This window comes from Paenibacillus thailandensis (assembly GCF_042685365.1).
Classification (GTDB): domain Bacteria; phylum Bacillota; class Bacilli; order Paenibacillales; family Paenibacillaceae; genus Paenibacillus_AP; species Paenibacillus_AP thailandensis.
In genome coordinates, this window is the sequence record NZ_JBHUMY010000043.1 from 48,297 (window position 1) to 65,161 (window position 16,865).

Annotated in this window: 17 protein-coding genes; all 17 read right to left on the reverse strand. The window is 55.7% G+C overall.

All coding sequences use genetic code 11. The features are described from left to right. Positions 1-298: 298 nt before the first annotated feature. Positions 299-2,533, reverse strand: a complete 2,235-nt coding sequence (locus tag ACFSW5_RS24465; protein ID WP_379279344.1) for a methyl-accepting chemotaxis protein — start codon at positions 2,531-2,533, stop codon at positions 299-301. 191 nt (positions 2,534-2,724) lie between these two features. Beyond that, positions 2,725-3,507, reverse strand: a complete 783-nt coding sequence (locus ACFSW5_RS24470; RefSeq protein ID WP_379279347.1) for a tyrosine-protein phosphatase — start codon at positions 3,505-3,507, stop codon at positions 2,725-2,727. Between the two features lie 246 nt (positions 3,508-3,753). Continuing rightward, positions 3,754-4,152, reverse strand: a complete 399-nt coding sequence (locus ACFSW5_RS24475; protein ID WP_379279350.1) for a F0F1 ATP synthase subunit epsilon — start codon at positions 4,150-4,152, stop codon at positions 3,754-3,756. A gap of 21 nt (positions 4,153-4,173) precedes the next feature. Further along, positions 4,174-5,580, reverse strand: a complete 1,407-nt coding sequence (atpD, locus tag ACFSW5_RS24480) for a F0F1 ATP synthase subunit beta (RefSeq protein ID WP_379279353.1) — start codon at positions 5,578-5,580, stop codon at positions 4,174-4,176. Positions 5,581-5,671: 91 nt separating this feature from the next. Beyond that, a complete protein-coding gene (gene atpG, locus ACFSW5_RS24485) occupies positions 5,672-6,532 on the reverse strand; it encodes an ATP synthase F1 subunit gamma (RefSeq protein ID WP_379279355.1) in 861 nt (286 codons plus the stop codon). Positions 6,533-6,647: 115 nt separating this feature from the next. Then, positions 6,648-8,162, reverse strand: coding sequence for a F0F1 ATP synthase subunit alpha (gene atpA, locus ACFSW5_RS24490; protein WP_379279358.1), 1,515 nt, complete (start codon positions 8,160-8,162; stop codon positions 6,648-6,650). Positions 8,163-8,189: 27 nt separating this feature from the next. Beyond that, on the reverse strand, positions 8,190-8,726 hold the full coding sequence (locus tag ACFSW5_RS24495) for a F0F1 ATP synthase subunit delta (protein ID WP_379279361.1): 537 nt from the start codon (positions 8,724-8,726) through the stop codon (positions 8,190-8,192). Further along, entirely contained in the window at positions 8,723-9,205 is a 483-nt protein-coding gene (gene atpF / locus ACFSW5_RS24500) for a F0F1 ATP synthase subunit B (RefSeq protein WP_379279363.1), read from the reverse strand. Before atpF ends, ACFSW5_RS24495 begins: the two co-directional genes overlap by 4 nt. Before the next feature lie 95 nt (positions 9,206-9,300). Continuing rightward, positions 9,301-9,513 carry a F0F1 ATP synthase subunit C gene (gene atpE, locus ACFSW5_RS24505; protein ID WP_379279366.1) on the reverse strand — a complete coding sequence of 71 codons (213 nt, stop codon included), beginning with the start codon at positions 9,511-9,513 and terminating at the stop codon, positions 9,301-9,303. A 68-nt stretch (positions 9,514-9,581) separates the two neighbouring features. Then, positions 9,582-10,346 carry a F0F1 ATP synthase subunit A gene (atpB, locus tag ACFSW5_RS24510; RefSeq protein ID WP_379279369.1) on the reverse strand — a complete coding sequence of 255 codons (765 nt, stop codon included), beginning with the start codon at positions 10,344-10,346 and terminating at the stop codon, positions 9,582-9,584. 21 nt (positions 10,347-10,367) lie between these two features. Then, positions 10,368-10,724 carry an ATP synthase subunit I gene (locus ACFSW5_RS24515; RefSeq protein ID WP_379279371.1) on the reverse strand — a complete coding sequence of 119 codons (357 nt, stop codon included), beginning with the start codon at positions 10,722-10,724 and terminating at the stop codon, positions 10,368-10,370. A 4-nt stretch (positions 10,725-10,728) separates the two neighbouring features. Then, positions 10,729-10,962, reverse strand: coding sequence for an AtpZ/AtpI family protein (locus ACFSW5_RS24520; RefSeq protein WP_379279373.1), 234 nt, complete (start codon positions 10,960-10,962; stop codon positions 10,729-10,731). A gap of 192 nt (positions 10,963-11,154) precedes the next feature. Then, entirely contained in the window at positions 11,155-12,303 is a 1,149-nt protein-coding gene (gene wecB / locus ACFSW5_RS24525) for a non-hydrolyzing UDP-N-acetylglucosamine 2-epimerase (RefSeq protein ID WP_379279376.1), read from the reverse strand. A gap of 96 nt (positions 12,304-12,399) precedes the next feature. Next, a complete protein-coding gene (gene upp, locus ACFSW5_RS24530; protein ID WP_379279379.1) occupies positions 12,400-13,029 on the reverse strand; it encodes a uracil phosphoribosyltransferase in 630 nt (209 codons plus the stop codon). 187 nt (positions 13,030-13,216) lie between these two features. After that, entirely contained in the window at positions 13,217-14,371 is a 1,155-nt protein-coding gene (locus tag ACFSW5_RS24535; protein WP_379279382.1) for a hypothetical protein, read from the reverse strand. 530 nt (positions 14,372-14,901) lie between these two features. Next, complete coding sequence (locus tag ACFSW5_RS24540) at positions 14,902-15,864, reverse strand: ABC transporter ATP-binding protein (RefSeq protein ID WP_379279384.1); 963 nt, start codon at positions 15,862-15,864, stop codon at positions 14,902-14,904. Then, positions 15,861-16,856 carry an ABC transporter ATP-binding protein gene (locus ACFSW5_RS24545; RefSeq protein ID WP_379279387.1) on the reverse strand — a complete coding sequence of 332 codons (996 nt, stop codon included), beginning with the start codon at positions 16,854-16,856 and terminating at the stop codon, positions 15,861-15,863. Before ACFSW5_RS24545 ends, ACFSW5_RS24540 begins: the two co-directional genes overlap by 4 nt. Between the last annotated feature and the right edge of the window lie 9 nt (positions 16,857-16,865).

Genomic DNA, 16,865 nt, shown 5'->3' on the forward strand with positions numbered 1-16,865 from the left:
TTTATATTGACGCATATGCTGCGTTTCATCTAATCCTATGCTTTCTGTCCCTACTATTGGACGCATAAAGCGCGATAAAGTTTCTGTCAAAATCGCAATCGGCCGAGACAGAACGAATCGACTTGCGCCGTCCTGGTCCGTTAACGGTACCGTTTCGGGGAAAATGACGAGCCGATTGACGGGGACTGAAAAAAAGCCAACCGGATCGTTCCGGTTGGCCTAACATCGTTCGGGCTTTTTCGAGAAGCGCTTCGTCTGCGCCAGGTTCAAAGCGCGTGACGCGGCTGCCCGGCTGCCATTAACGGAGACGCGATTCCGTAAGCTTAAACTGCCCGACCATTTGCTGCAGCAAGCCGGTAATCGTCCCGACGTTGTGCGACGTATGCCGGACATTCTCCATAGCGGCGGCCAGCTGCTGCATATTGCTCTCGACGCCGGCCGACGCTTGACGGTTCGACATGCTCACTTCCGCAATCCGCTCCATCAAATCGACCATGCCGTCCACCACCTGCGTTTTGCGCAAGCGATCCGCTCCCGCAGCTTGAAGCGTCCTTCGGGCGGCATGGACAAGCTCCGTGCCTTCCTCGACGACCCGGGTGCCTGTCTCCATCGAGGAAAACGCCTGTTTGGCGCCTTCATAAATATGCAGCGTAATTTGCTGCACTTCCTCCGCTTGCTTACGCGTCATTTCGGACAATTTGCGAATTTCCGAGGCCACCACGGCGAAGCCTCTTCCCTGTTCGCCGACCCGCGCCGCTTCGATCGAAGCGTTAAGCGCCAGCAGATGCGTCTGAGCCGATATTTCCTCGATGACCTGCATAACCCCGCGAATATCTTCCACCGTGCTTACGAAGCTTCGGATCGTGCCGTTTGTTTCTTCTACACGCTGCGAGATGTGCTCCATTTTGTCTCCGATCCGTTCGACTTCGGTTTGCGCTACCGTTATTTGCTCCTCCGCCTGCCGTTCCATCTCCCGCAGCGTCTTGCGCATATCGGCGGCGGCGTCCTTCGCCGTATCGATATCCTGCAGCTGCGTCAGAATGCCGCCGATCATGCTGCTGATGGTGGCGTGAACCTCCTCCGTCGTCCGGGCCGTATCGCCGGCGGACTGTCCTAACGAGAGCTGGCTGGCCATGACGTCTTCTGCCGCCGCCTTCACTTTCAGCATAATGCACTCCAGCGAATCGATCATGTTGTTGATCCATTTCGCCAATTCCTTCGTTTCGTCGTTGTCGAAGGAAGAAAGCGGTATGCGCTGCGTCAAATCCCCTTTCCCCTCCGCATTGATGCGGATAAACCGGTTCAAGCTGTGCAGCTTGTCGACAACCCGCCGGGATTCCTTGCGCTGCAGCCCTCCGGTCAATAACGCCGCGGACATAAACGCAAAGACGCCGACCGCAGCGGCGGTTATCCCTGGCGACGCCACCCCGCCCAGCGCGTAACTTAACCCCGCCACAAGCACGGCGACAACGGCCGACGACCATAGCTGTATCCTGGACATTCGGCGGCCGATGCTGCGTACCCGGTACACTTCCTCCAGATCGCCTTCGCACATCATGCCCCATACGTCCGGGCAATGAGGCAGCTGGAACGTCACTCCCTTGCCGATGACGGGAATATGGCGGTAATCGGAGTAGCCGGGGAATTCCACGAACAGATTGCTTCCGTTCTTAATCGTGTTGGCCACTCCCGGATGCAGCTGCCCGGTAGCCGGGTCGGTAAAAATAATTTCCAGCTCGGTATGCTCCTTGACCGATACGATTCCCCAATCCGTCGTTACGCCGTCCTTCAAATTCTCGCCATGGGTGAACGTCCGGTCTTCGAAACGGCTGCGGGACAAAGCCGTGCCCGGCGCGATATGCGTAAGAAGCGAGGGCTTCGCCATAAATAGGTAGTTGTCGCCGGAATCGGGATAGACATGCCCGGATTCGCGTTGGATCAGATCGCCGAGCACGTCGTTGGGCACTCTTCCGCACAGCATGCCGGCATATTGGCCTTGGACCGTCAGAGGGTGCATGAACAGAATCGTCATTTTATCGTGAAAGGATGATGTTCTTGGTCCCAGCGCAAGCGTGACCGGATCGCCGTAAGGACCGAACAGGCATTTGGCGTAACGGCTTCCGCTCCCCGCCTTCCGGCAGTACTCGATGCCCGGGTGCAGAAGCGTTCCATCGCCGTAGGAGGCGCCGACATGCCCGGCAAAGGTCGAGAAGGTAACGGTATGTTTGGCGTCAAGGAGGAAAAGTTCCGTAAAGTCGTCTGCTCTATCATAGGCTTTCTCCAGCAGCACGGCGACGCTTTCGGCCCCGGGAGCTCCATTCCGGCCGTCGTTGGCGGAAGGCAGCTCGGCAGCGACAAGATCGGCAAGCCTCTCCATATGGCCCCAATATTCGTTGGCCCAATCGGCCAGAAGCTCCTTGCGTGTATCCGCAATACCCTCGAATATTTGCTCTATGTCCGTCTTTAACTCCCGGTTCATACGCCATGACCTGTAGAGCGGAAGTCCTTTTTTGAAACCTAGCCAATCAAACATAGGCCTCTCCTCCTATCCGAATTTTTATGTATATATCAACTATACTAACATATAAATAACAATCTACCTATATAAAATGTTAAAAAATGAAAAAAATTGACGAATCAAGACGAAAAAACAAGCTGCAGGGCATTTGAACGATGCGACCCCGCAGCTTGCAATGTAAGATTCTATTCTTTTGGCGGACATAATTATCGGATGAACAGTCTCCGCAGACGTTTCCATCCCGAAGGGCGTGTTGCAACAGGGAGAGGGGCGTCTTGAATTTCCGAACCCGCCAGCAAGGCGGCCGCATTCGAGCGATAATAGCCCGCCCACTCGGCGCCCAATGTTTGTTCGACGCGGGCATAAGCCTCCGCAAGGCAGACCCCCCGCCGTTCCGGATGATGGGCGTCCGACGAGACAAAATGAATAAGTCCTTGCCTGCACAGCTGCCACGATAACCGCTCGACGCCTTTGCCGTATCCTCCGAGCAACGAGGCGCTCGTCACCTGCGCCAATGCGCCCAGCTCTACAAGCCGCACCAGCTTGTCCGGATCGCGGGCGACTTCGGCGTTCCGCTCCGGGTGGGGTATAACCGCGCATACGCCGGCTAGCTGCAGTTCGTAAACGATCGATTCCATATAATCCGGCACATGGCCATGCGGCATTTCAAGCAGCATGTACGGCCCTCCGGCAAGAGAAAGAAGTTCGCCGTTCTGCCAGTTGCTCAGCAGCTCCCGGTGGACATGCACCTCTTGTCCCGGATGGACATTAACCGGAACGCCTTCGGCTTCCAAACGGGCATTCAGCTTGCCCGTCAACGAAACGACCTCCGCGGCCGGATTCATAAACCGGTTCGTGCGATGATGAGGCGTTGCGATGATATCGGTCACCCCTTGCTCGGCGGCGGATCGGGCCAGTTGAACGGACGTCTCCCAGTCCGAAGCCCCGTCGTCAATTCCCGGCAATATATGCGTATGGATCTCGACCATCGATGCTCCTTCCTTTCCCCTGCATCTTCCAACTCTTTCCGTCATTATACCAAGGCAGCGCCTTAACCGTAAACGCCTTGCGCATGTGAGCAAGTCCCGTCTGACGCACGCTGAAACGGCTTCTACTCGTCCTGTCAAAGGGCGAACCGCTTTATATAAAGCTTTCATGGCAACAAAAAAACACCGCATTTGCCCGCCGAAGCGGGACAAATTACGGTGTTCCCTTGGTTGTGTTGTCGATGCTGTTTACAAACCTTTTGCGTTAATGCGGTTTAACGCGCGTTGCAGAGCAAGCTCTGCACGGCGGTAGTCGATGTCGTCGCGTTTTTGGGCGAGACGCTGCTCTGCCCGTTCTTTGGCTTGGCGCGCGCGCTCTACGTCGATGTCGCTTGCCGTTTCCGCCAATTCCGCGAGAATGACTACCTTGTCTTTACGCACTTCGATGAAACCGCCGTGAACGGCAATGACATCTTGTTTGCCGTCGCGTTTGATCACGACTGGGGCAATACGTAGCGTAGTCACAAACGGTACGTGGTTCGGCAGGATGCCGAGCTCGCCTTCCGAGCCTTTCACGCTGACCATATTGGCCGTTTCCGCATATACTTTGCGCTCCGGCGTTACGATCTCAACTAGAAAAGTGCTCATGTGGATTCCTCCCGCCTTTCACTACACTAGCGTTTTGGCTTTCTCCACGGCTTGTTCAATCGTACCTACATAACGGAATGCTTCTTCCGGCAGGTCATCATGTTTGCCCTCGAGAATTTCCTTGAAGCTGCGAACCGTGTCCTTAACCGGCACATAGATGCCTTTGTTGCCCGTGAACGGCTCTGCAACGTGGAACGGCTGGGACAGGAACAGTTGAATTCTGCGAGCGCGAGCAACCGTAAGCTTGTCTTCTTCGCTCAATTCGTCCATACCCAGGATGGCGATAATATCTTGAAGTTCTTTATAGCGTTGCAAAATTTTCTTAACGCCTTGCGCGACATTGTAATGCTCTTCGCCGAGAATGTCCGGCGACAGAATGCGCGAGGACGAAGCGAGCGGGTCAACCGCAGGGAAGATACCCATCTCGGAAATTTTACGCTCCAGGTTCGTCGTTGCGTCCAAGTGGGCGAACGTCGTAGCAGGAGCCGGGTCGGTGTAGTCGTCGGCAGGAACGTAGATCGCTTGGATCGACGTAACCGAACCTTTTTTGGTCGACGTAATGCGCTCTTGCAGCTGACCCATTTCCGTTGCGAGCGTAGGCTGGTAACCTACGGCCGACGGCATGCGGCCGAGCAGGGCGGATACTTCGGAACCCGCTTGCGTGAAGCGGAAGATGTTGTCGACGAACAGAAGCACGTCGCGGCCTTCCGTATCGCGGAAGTATTCCGCCATCGTCAGACCCGTCAACGCAACGCGAAGACGCGCGCCAGGCGGCTCGTTCATTTGGCCGAATACCATCGCGGTCTTCGGCAATACGCCGGAGTCCTTCATTTCATGGTACAAGTCGTTACCTTCGCGGGTACGCTCGCCTACGCCGGCGAATACGGAAATACCGCCGTGCTCTTGGGCGATGTTGTTGATCAATTCCTGGATCGTTACCGTTTTGCCTACGCCGGCACCGCCGAACAGACCGATTTTGCCGCCTTTGGTGTAAGGAGCAAGCAAGTCGATAACTTTAATGCCCGTTTCCAGCATTTCCGCTTGTACGGACAGCTCTTCGAATGCAGGAGCTTCGCGGTGGATCGGAAGGTTGATGTCGGAAGTGACATCGCCCGCTTCGTCGATCGGCTGGCCAAGCACGTTGAATACGCGGCCCAGCGTCGGAGCGCCTACTGGAATCGTGATTGGAGCGCCGGTATCAACGGCTTCCATGCCGCGAACAAGACCGTCGGTGGAGCTCATCGCTACGGCGCGAACGGTATTGTCGCCAAGATGAACGGCTACTTCAAGCGTCAGGTTGATGTCGACGCCGCCATCCGCGGCTTTATGATTAATTGTGACGGCGTTCAAAATTTCCGGCAAATTGCCGCGTTCGAATTCAAGGTCGACAACCGGACCTTGAACCGACAAAACGCGTCCTTTTTTCATGGTTTTCCCTCCTGTTACCTTCTAAATGAAACGCAAAACAACTCCGGCTCCCGTCCGTGCCGGACGGTCATAAGCCTAGTGGGTTCCGGTTTTATGCTTGGGCGCTTGCGCCGGCAACAATCTCGGTAATTTCTTGCGTAATCGACGCCTGACGGGCACGGTTGTACGCAAGCGTCTTCTGGGCGATAATCTTCGTCGCGTTTTTCGTCGCGCTGCCCATCGCGGTCATACGAGCGCCGAACTCACTTGCTTTTCCGTCCAATACAGCGCTGTATACGAGCGTTTCCGCATACTTCGGAAGCAGCACTTCGAGCACGCCCTCCGGCGACGGCTCATATTCGTAATTCGTAACGGCCGACTTGCCGCCTACCTCTTCGAGCGGCAGCAGACGTTTCGACACCGGCACTTGAGTAATCGCGTTGACGAACTGGTTGTAGCACAGGATAAGCTCGTCGAATTTTCCGTCCGCAAACATGTTCACGGCTGTGGACGACACGGCACGAATGTCTGCGAAGGTCGGGCTGTCGGGAAGGCCGATCACTTCTTCCACGATCGGCATGTTGCGCCGGCGGAAATAGTCGCGGCCTTTCCGTCCGATGACGAAAATGGCGTATTCGTCGGTCGATGCATGGTTCTTGCGAATCATCTGGGTAACAAGCTTCAGAACGTTGGCGTTATAGCCGCCGGCAAGCCCTTTGTCCGACGTGATAACGAGGTAACCCGTCTTTTTGATCGGACGCGTCTCGAGCATCGGATGCTTGACGTCTTTCGTTCCGGCTGCGATGTTCGCTACGACTTCCTTCAGCTTATCCGCGTAAGGGCGGGCCGCTTGGGCCGCTTCCTGAGCCTTTCTCAGCCTGGATGCCGCGACCATTTCCATCGCTTTCGTAATTTGCTTCGTATTTTGCGTGCTTTTAATTTCGCGCTTAATTTCACGCATGCCTTTTGCCACTGGATTTCACCCGCCTTTGTTGCTTTGGGGGCGCCAAAGCCTGGTATTGGTAGAACTAAGCGCCTACGCCCGTTCATATTGCAGGACGGGCGTTAGGCAATTCTTTCAAAGCTTGTTAAGCCGTAACGGCAAAGCTTTTCTTGAACGTGTTGATCGCGTCGATAAGCGCTTTTTCGTTCTCCGGAGTGATATCTTTCGTGTCGCGGATCGATTGGCCGATTTCCGGCTTGTTCGAATCCAGGTACGACAGGAATTCCTTCTCGAAGCGAAGGATGTCCGCAACCGGAATATCGTCCAGGTGGCCTTTAACGGCCGTGTAGATCGAGATGACTTGCTTCTCGACCGGCATCGGCTGGTTAACGCCTTGCTTCAGAATTTCCATCGTGCGCGCGCCGCGGTTCAGACGGGCAAGCGTCGATTTATCGAGATCGGAGCCGAACTGCGTAAACGCTTGAAGCTCGCGGTATGCCGCAAGGTCCAGACGGAGCGTGCCGGCAACCTTTTTCATCGCTTTGATTTGCGCCGATCCGCCTACGCGGGATACGGAGATACCGACGTTGATAGCCGGACGTTGACCTGCGTAGAACAAGTCGGACTCCAGGAAGATCTGTCCGTCCGTAATCGAGATAACGTTCGTCGGGATGTAAGCCGATACGTCCGACGCTTGCGTTTCAATGAACGGCAGAGCGGTCATCGAGCCGCCGCCTCTTTCGTCACTCAGCTTGGCCGCGCGCTCCAACAGGCGGGAGTGCAGGTAGAATACGTCGCCCGGATAAGCTTCCCGGCCCGGAGGACGGCGAAGCAGCAAGGACAATTCGCGGTATGCCGCAGCTTGCTTCGACAGGTCGTCGTAGATGATCAGGACATGCTCGCCTTTGTACATGAAGTACTCGCCCATCGCCGCGCCGGCGTAAGGAGCCATGTACAGCATCGGGGACGGCTCGGAAGCCGAAGCGTTCACGACGATCGTGTAGTCGAGCGCGCCGTTTTTGCGGAGCGTTTCGACAACGTTCGCAACGGTCGATTGCTTTTGACCGATCGCAACGTAGATACATTTTACGCCGTTGCCTTTTTGGTTAATGATCGCGTCGATCGCGATCGCCGTTTTACCCGTTTGACGGTCGCCGATAATAAGCTCCCGTTGGCCGCGGCCGATCGGAACCATCGCGTCGATTGCTTTGATACCCGTTTGCATCGGCTCGTGAACCGATTTACGGTCGATAACGCCCGGAGCCTGGGACTCGATCGGACGGGAATGCGTCGTGTTGATCGGGCCTTTGCCGTCGATCGGCTGGCCAAGCGCGTTAACGACGCGGCCGAGCATCTCTTCGCCGACCGGCACTTCCATAATGCGGCCGGTGCGCTTCACTTGGTCGCCTTCGCGAATTTCCGTGTATGGTCCAAGAATAACGACGCCGACATTGCTTTCTTCCAGGTTGAGGGCCATGCCGACAACGCCGTTTGCGAATTCAAGCAATTCGCCCGACATCGCGTTCTCAAGTCCGTGCACGCGGGCGATACCGTCGCCGACTTGAATAACGGTACCGACGTCCACCACTTGAATTTCGGATTTATATTGTTCAATCTGCTGTTTAATCAGCGTGCTGATTTCATCAGGTCTGATACTCAATTCGCTCACCCCTATCTACCGTACTGGTTATTTCAAAGCTTTTTGCAAGCGCTCGAGCTTGCCGGAGAGGCTTCCGTCGTAGAGGCGGTCGCCGATGCGCACTTGAACGCCGCCAAGCAGCGACGGCTCGACGGCCGTTTGCGCGATAATTTTTTTGCCGGTTACCCGTTCGAACTGGGCCGTTACTTCGTCCAGCTCGTTTACCGTCAGCGGCTTCGCCGAATAGATAAGGGCATGCGCTTGACCCAGCGCTTCGCCGGCGATTTTCGTGTAATGTTCATATACGTCTGCGATTACGTCTTGACGCCCGCGAACGATAAGCAGTTCCACCGTATGGAGCACGAGTGCGGACAAGCGGTCGCCGATAGCGCCCTTCAGCGCTTCGATCTTCTTCTCCGCATCAATTCCAGGGAACAGCAGGAATTTCTCGATTTCCGGATCCTGGTTCAGCGTGTGCGCGACAAGCTTCAGTTGCTCCTCCACTTCCGTCACGACGCCCTGCTGCTGCGCAAGCTCAAACAACGCTTTCGCGTAGCGCTTCGCTACGACCCTGTCCCGGCTCATTTACTTCCTACCTCTTTCAGGTATTGGTCAATGATTTGTTCCTGCGATTTCTCATCCACTTGCTTCTCGATAATTTTGGAAGCGATTTTGACGGAGATTCCGCCGACTTCGTTGCGGAGAGCCGCAATCGCCTTGTTCTTCTCGCTGTCGATATCCTTCAGAGCGTCTTCTTTCAGACGCGCAGCTTCGCTCTTTGCGGACTGCACGATTTCTTCCGCTTGCTTCGTGCTCGTCACGCGGGCTTGCTCGATAATCGCGTAAGCTTCTTTGCGAGCTTGCTCGAGCGCCGCCTTCTGCTCTTCCATCGACTGCTCCGCTTGCTTGCGGCTCGTTTCAGCCGTATTCATCTGCTCCAGCACGAGCTGTCTGCGTTTTTCCATGACCGCAAACAACGGGCCGAACGCATATTTGTTAAGCAGCCAATACAAAATGCCGAATGCGATGATCGCGTACACCGTCGATTCCCAATGCCATGCCATTGAAGCCACTCCTTTCTCACCGTGAGTATATCCCAATCAAAACGAAGGCGAAGAGGGCTAGGCCTTCCCCGCCAGTTGATTAAAATGCTGCCGAATTAGCTAAAGAAAGCAAGGAAGCCGATAACGACGCCGATGATCGGCACGACTTCGACGATACCAACGCCGATGAACATCGTCGTTTGGAGCTTGCTTTGGAGCTCCGGCTGACGAGCGATGCCCTCAACCGTCTTGCTTACGATCAGACCGTTACCAACGCCGGCGCCAACTGCGCCCAAACCTACTGCCAATGCTGCTGCCAATACTTCCATTTGTAAAATCCTCCTCAAAATATGTTTTTAATTTGTAATACGAACCCCAATACTTGCGGTCAAGCCGATTAATGGTGCTCTTCCTCGTCGTGAATCGCTGCCTGCGAGATGTACACCATCGTCAGCATCGTGAACAGGAACGCCTGGATGGCGCCGACGAAGATACTGAAGCCTTGCCATGCGATCAGGAACGGCGTGCCGATCCAGCCCAGCATGAGAATGGTCGCGATAAGCACCTCGCCCGCGTAAATGTTCGCGAACAACCGGAGCGCAAGCGTAACCGGCTTCGAGAACGTCTCGATCAAGTTGACGGGGAAGAAAATCGGATACGGATGAAAATAATGTTTCAGATAATGCTTGCGATTCATCTTCAGCCCCAGGAAGTGGACGAGCACGAATACGATAAGCGCAAGACCGGCCGTAACCGAAAGGTCGGCAGTCGGCGACTTCCACCATGCGAGTTCCGCATGGCCGCCGTGCTCCTCAAGCAGCTCCTTCGTAATGCCCAGGCTCGGATATTCGTGATGCACATCCGTTACGATACCGAACGGCAAGCCGAGCAGGTTGGAGATAAAGATGAACATGATCAGCGTCATTCCTAACGATAGGAAAGGTTTGACACGGTTCAGCGGCATCGTGCTCGCGATAAAGCCGTGAACGAAGTCGACGACCCACTCCAGAAAATTCTGAAGTTTGGACGGGTTGTCCACCGACAGCTTGCGGGTGGCCGCCACCGCGAGTACAAACGTTATGATCGCAGAAACCGTAATCGCAACGAAGGTCGAAATATCAATGTGCAAGCCTCCGACTTCCCACACGGGAAATTTATGCATGTAAAATTTCACCCCTTTCCGCTAATGTTTCTGTTTGTTGTGAATAAACGCTGCAACCAATAAAATAAACGGCATGATCATACAGCCGGCCAACGCGGCTGGCATGCTGAACTCTTCCGGAAAACGATAGGCGATAATCGCGACCAGCAGCACCGTTGCAATGCGGCTGCCGAGTCCAAGCCCCATCTTGCGAGATCCGCCTCCGGCTGCGCTCATGGTGACAAGTTCCACGCGGCGCTTCAGTAAAAACGCATTCATGGAACCGCCTGCAGCGCCCAAAAGCAAGCCTTGCGAGACGATTCGCCATTCCGGCAAAACAGCCCAAACTAGCAGACATGCTGCAATCACAAAAAGAAGCGTCCGGACTGCCGTCTTCATTAGTTTATCCATCGGTTTCCTCCATAACCTTCTTGACTAACAGAATGGCTGAGAGTATGCCGACAGCCAGACCGACCAGTATGCCTCCGACCGTCCATCCTTTCTCGCCGCCGAAGCGGCTTCCGGCCAACGATCCGATCCAATAGCCTAAAAAGATACATACAGCGACTTGCAACCCGAGCGCGCCGACCAATCCTGCGGCAAACAGCGGATTATCCCTTCTGTTCTTTTTATTCATGGTTTACATACCCCTGTCAATCCTCATATATTTTATCGAAGCGGCAAGTCCTTTGTCAATGAAATTAACAGCGAAAATTAAGTGAACGGAACGGCCGGAAGCCTTATAAAATATGGGTTTTTCAGACTTCCAAACCGTACAGTACCACTGTATGCTGTACATTGCGCCGTTAACCGCGTTTCGAACCCGAAACTATGAACTTTGTGTGAACGGCTCCGGACGCGCATCCGTTTTTCCAAAATGATGCAAAATCGCCTGCACGATCCGCTGCGACGCTTTGCCGTCGCCGTACGGATTGGCCGCCTTGCTCATCCGATCGTACAAAGCCGCATCCGTCAGCAAGGCGCGGGCACGGGCGTAAACCGTCTCCTCGTCGGTGCCGACGAGCTCCAGCGTGCCGGCCTCGATGCCCTCCGGCCGTTCCGTCGTATCGCGCAGCACGAGCGTAGGCACGCCGAACGAAGGCGCTTCCTCCTGCAAGCCCCCGGAATCCGTCATAATCATGTACGTATGCGGATAGAAGTTATGGAATTCGAACACGTCGAGCGGCTCGATCAGCTTGATGCGCGGATGGTCCCCGAGAATTTCGTTCGCCGGCTCGCGCACCGCCGGGTTCGGGTGAACGGCGTATACGAACGCGACGTCCTCGAATTCGTCCGCAATCCGCTTGACCGCCCGGAAAATGTTGCGATGCGGCTCGCCGAGCGACTCGCGGCGATGGGCCGTCATCAGAATCATGCGCTTCCCTTTCGCCCAATCGATAACCGGATGCTCGAAGCCGGGGTCGACCGTATATTGGAAAACGTCCGTCGCCGTATTGCCGGTCACATAGATCGCCGATTCCGGCTTGTTTTCCTTGCGCAGGTTGCTTGCCGACCAGTCCGTCGGGGCGAAATGCACGTCGGACAGCACGCCCGCCAGCTGGCGGTTCATCTCCTCCGGATAAGGAGAAAGCTTGTTCCAGGTGCGGAGGCCCGCCTCGACGTGGCCGACCTGAATTTGCTTCAGAAAAGCCGCGTAGCTGGCGAGAAACGTCGTTTGCGTATCGCCGTGCACCAGCACGATATCCGGCTTCGCTTCCGCGAGAACCGGATCGAGTCCCTCCAGCACCCGGACGGTCGTTTCCGTCAGCGTCTGACGGTCCTTCATCACGTTCAAATCGTAATCCGGCGTAATTTCAAAAAAATCGAGCACCTGATCCAAGATCGCCCGGTGCTGCGCCGTTACGCATACGATCGATTCGATATGTTCCTCATGCTTCTGCAATTCCAGCACGAGCGGCGCCATTTTCACCGCTTCCGGCCTGGTGCCGAAGATGGTCATTACTTTAATTTTGGACAAAACAGTTCACTCCCACAAACCGAAACGGCCTCCTGCGCCTTCTCCAAGGCCATGTGCCGTTTCGCGAAAAATTGTCGTTCCTCGGCGCGCTTGCAATCAGTTCGTTCCGAACATCCGGTCGCCCGCGTCGCCAAGACCCGGAATAATATAGCCTTTCTCGTTCAAACGCTCGTCCAGAGCGGCGACGTAGATGTCGACGTCCGGATGGGCCGCGTGAAGCGCCTTGACGCCTTCCGGAGCCGCAATGAGGCACATCATTTTGATTTGCTCGCAATTCCGCTTCTTGAGCGAGTTGATCGCGGCAATGGCCGAGCCGCCGGTCGCCAGCATCGGGTCGATGACGATCAGTTGGCGGTCCTGCGCATCCGTCGGCAAATTAATATAGTATTCGACCGGCTGGAGCGTTTCATGGTCGCGCGACAGGCCGATATGCCCGACCTTCGCCGCCGGGATGAGCTTCAGAATCCCTTCGACCATGCCGAGGCCCGCACGCAGAATCGGGATCAGGCCGAGCATGCGCCCGGACAGCACCTTCGCTTCCGTCTCCATGATCGGCGTTTCCACCTTAATCGTGTCGAGCGGCATTTCCCGCGTAATTTCATACGCCATCAGCGTGGCGACTTCGTCGACCAATTCGCGAAAATCTTTCGTATTCGTATTCTTATCCCGAATAAATGTCAGCTTGTGCTGAATCAATGGATGGTCGCAGATGACCAATTTGTTCATGGAGCTTGATTCCTTCCTGTACCGTCCGGAGCGGTCCGGACTGTATTTTTAAATCGCGGCGGGGTACAAGTCTGCCCGCAGTCCCGTATATTATATCACCCTTGACATTTCGTTGCATCTTGTGATTTTCTTCGGGCCTATCCAATACCTGCCGCCGCTTTTTGTCGGAAAACGAATCCTCGCTCGATTAACTGCTGCAGCCTCCTCCGCCGCACGACGAGCCGCCCCCGTCCGAGCCGCCGGAGGAAGAGCCGCCGTCATTGCCCCCATGCCCGCCGTGGCTCTCCTGACCGCCGCCGTGATCGTGATCGGAGCGTCCGTCATGGCCGTGATGGCCGGACCTATGAAGGTCGTCGTCCCGCCGGTCCCAATCCCCGTTTCCGCCCGCGTACCCGGCGCCGCCGTCCGAAGCTCCGTAGCCGTTTCTGTCGGCCTTATCCTCCTCTTCCTTGCGCTGCTCCCGAAGATGGTCCTCCAACCGGTCCGGTTCCACGACGGAATAATGAAAAAACATGCCCGACAGCACGCCGGCCGTAAATAAATCCCCGTCCGAACCGGTCTGACGTCTGTTTCCGTCATCCGGATCCTCCTTGCGCAAAGCGCCCTGAAGCTGCATCTCCAGCCGGTTCAGCAAATAATCGATCGTCCGGCCGATATCGTCGGGATACCGGTCGCCCGCAGCGGCGTTGAACCATAACGCTCTCAGCTCCGAGCGGTTCATACGGTTAATCCGGTCAATCCGTTCGGCGGAAAGCGGCGTCCGGTAGAACGCACCCCATACGTTGCGGCTTGACGGCATGTATTCGAACAGCTCGCCGTACAGCCAGTCGAACCAGGCCCTTTCCTCCGGCTTTGGCTCAAATCCGGGCGGATGAGGCGAATGATGGATCATTTCCCCGCAATAACGCTTGCACCAATCCTCGTACTCCCGAGTGAACATCAGCATCTCGTGCCATATGCGGTCCGCGTTTTTGCTGTACATCGGAACGCTTTTGACGATTCCGCACAGCAGAAAGTAGCGCTTCAGCTCGAACCATGTCCAATTCCACTCGTCCCGCCTTAGGTTCGGCCAAGCTTTCGTCACCCGGTCTCGAATCCGCTCTTCAAAATCCGGGCTTATCGCCGCTTCCAATCGTTCGGCAGCCGGACGGGCCGGATGTCCAAGCGGTACGCCCAACGCCTCCGGCGGCTGCTTGCCCGGCCAGCCCGATGCGGCGGAGCGAGCGCCGCCTTTCTTCGGGTTAACCGATGCCGGGCTTGAGCCGCCCCGGTTTTTCCGTTGCGAGAACGCAAAAAGAAGGATGGCGGCCAATAGAATGGCAATAATCAAAATCTCTGTCACGGGCGTTCCTCCTATAAACGTTTCTTCCAGTTTATCACATTGTTATATGTACTTGTCGTTCCCCTTGCATATGCTGCAACAGTCATGCGGCTCCTCTACCGATGAACCGTTTCGCGCTCCGCCCGGCTTAAATGCAATTATACCGTTCTATTAATGAAAGAAGCAGAAGTGAGAACGTTTTAATGTAACAATACATTTATCGCAATGACAAACGAAAGTATCCGCCCGTTTTTCCAGATTATAGCTGTACTTTTAACGGTAAACCAGCGTCTTGAGTAATATAAATCGTATGTTAATGTATTTTTGCATCAGACCGAACTTTAGATAAAGCAAAGGCATATTGCTGCACCCGCACCATGGGTCCTTGCCGGGAACGGACAACCTTCGCCAAGCAGAAAACGTCTTCGTCCCCCTTGTTCAAGGACGCGGCGGGAGCCATATACAAACAAAGCCGTCCCCGAGGCTGCTTGACGCAGCCTCGGGGACGGCCCTTTAATGGCCGGCATTGAGCCGGCCGAATATGATTTCGATTAAACGGAAGCGTAATGGCAAGCCGCAAAATGGCCTTTTCTCACTTCGACCACCGGCGGCACCTCTTTGGCGCACAGCTCGGTGGCCATCGGGCAGCGCGTCCGGAACGGGCAGCCGCTTGGCGGATTGATCGGGCTTGGCAGCTCGCCCTGCAGCACGATGCGCTCGCGGGTCGCCTCGATTTCCGGATCCGGAATCGGGTTGGCCGACAGCAGCGCCTTCGTGTACGGGTGAGCCGGGTTCGCGTACAGCTCGCTCGAATCCGCAAGCTCTACGATTTTGCCGAGATACATAACCGCCACGCGGTTGCTGATATGCTTAACCATCGACAGGTCGTGCGCGATGAACAAATACGTCAGGCCCATCTTCTTCTGCAAGTCTTGCAGCAGGTTGACGACCTGCGCTTGAATCGACACGTCCAGCGCGGAGATCGGCTCGTCCGCCACGATGAATTGCGGGTTCACCGCAAGCGCGCGGGCGATCCCGATACGCTGGCGCTGGCCGCCGGAGAACTCGTGCGGATAACGCGTCGCATGGTCCGGATTGAGGCCGACCAGATCCAGCATCTCCTCGACCTTCTTCTTCCGTTCGGCGCGGCTGCTCGTCAGCTTGTGAATATCGAGCGCTTCGCCGATAATGTCCGTAACGGTCATCCGCGGGTTTAGCGAGGCGTACGGATCCTGGAAAATCATCTGCATGTTGCGGCGCAAAGCTTTCAGCTTCGAGCCTTTCAGCGCATAAATGTTTTCCCCGTTGAAGGTGACGCTGCCGCTAGTCGGCTCATACAGCCGCATAATGGTGCGTCCCGCGGTCGATTTGCCGCAGCCGGATTCGCCTACGACGCCGACCGTTTCGCCCTTCTCGATCGCGAAGCTGATATCGTTGACGGCTTGCAGCACGTTGCCGCCGCCCAGATTAAAAAACTTCTTCAAATTGTTGACTTGAATGATCGGCTGACTCATACGGATCCCCCTTTCGCAAGCGGATGGGACAACCAGCAGCTGGCCATATGCGAAGGATTGCCGTCCACTTGCTCCAGGGCAGGATCATGAGTCTGGCAAACTTTCATCGCATAGTCGCAGCGCGCGCAGAAGCTGCAGCCCGCCGGCGGCTTGATCAAATCCGGAGGCGTGCCGAAGATCGGGACAAGCGGCTCGTCCTTCTTCTGGTCCAGACGCGGTACCGAACGGAGCAAGCCTTTCGTGTACGGATGCTGCGGGTTTTTGAAAATCTCCCATTTCGTACCCGTCTCTACAACCTTGCCCGCATACATGACGATAACGCGATCGCACATATCCGCCACGACGCCAAGGTCGTGCGTAATCAGAATAATGGAAGTGCCGAATTGCTGCTGCATCTTCTTCATGACTTCGAGAATTTGCGCCTGAATCGTCACGTCGAGAGCCGTCGTCGGCTCGTCGGCGATCAGAAGGGAAGGATTGCACGCCAGAGCAATGGCGATCATCGCCCGTTGGCGCATGCCGCCCGAGAACTCGTGCGGATATTGCTTCACGCGGGAAGCCGGGTTCGGAATGCCGACCAGCGACAGCATTTCGATGGCGCGCTTCTTCGCGTCTTCCTTGCTAAGCCCCTGATGCTTCGTCAAGCCCTCCATAATTTGTTGGCCGACCGTCATCGTCGGGTTAAGCGAAGTCATCGGGTCCTGGAAGATCATCCCCATCTCTTTGCCGCGGATGCTCTCCATTTCCTTGTCGGTCTTGCTCAGTATCTCTTGCCCTTTGAAGTTGATGCTGCCGGTCATTTGGGCCGGCGGGGAAGGAATAAGGCGCATGAGCGATTGAGCCGTTACGCTTTTGCCGCAGCCGGATTCGCCTACGATGCCTACCGCTTCCCCTTTATTGACGTGAAAAGTGACGCCGCGGACCGCCTGTACGACGCCGCCCCGCACTTTGAAGTTAACGCGAAGGTCTTTGACATCAAGAATACGTTCCATGGACTGCCA